The following is a 538-nucleotide window of genomic DNA, read 5'->3' as shown; positions in this document are numbered from 1 at the left end:
CACAGCACAAGGTCAATTTAGCGATAAAAATGCAGGCTCGAATAAGAATGTGAATGTATCAGGTGCTTTAAATGGTACAGATGCAGACAACTATGCGCTTTCAACGAATCTACAAACTCAAGCCAATATCAGTAAAAAACAAATTTCAGGTGTATTGACGGCACAAGACAAAGTCTACGATGGTACGACCAATGCCATTGTGAGTGGCAGTTTAAATCAAGAAGATATTATTACTGGTGATCAAGTTTCAGTTGGTGGAACGGGACATTTTGTTGATAAAAATGCGGGGCAAAATAAAGCAGTTAATGCATCGAGTAGTTTAATAGGTACAGATGCAGGAAACTATGAATTGACCACCAATGGTCAAGTCACAGCCAATATTGCCAAAAAGCAAATCACAGGTTCAATTAGTGCACAAGACAAAGTCTACGATGGCACGACCAATGCGATTGTGAATGGTAGTCTGAATGGTGTGATCAGTGGTGATAACGTTGATATCACAGCACAAGGTCAATTTAGCGATAAAAATGCAGGCTCG

Annotated in this window: 1 protein-coding gene; it reads left to right on the top strand. The window is 39.8% G+C overall.

Going from position 1 to position 538, the window contains the following annotated elements:
• The coding region (locus FW754_RS16400; protein ID WP_446325264.1) for a YDG domain-containing protein at positions 1 to 538 on the top strand (538 nt) is incomplete at both ends.

The sequence above is a fragment of the Acinetobacter sp. 1207_04 genome (assembly GCF_052850415.1).
Note: the sequence above shows the minus strand (reverse complement) of the source record. Positions and strands in the feature narration are given on the sequence as shown.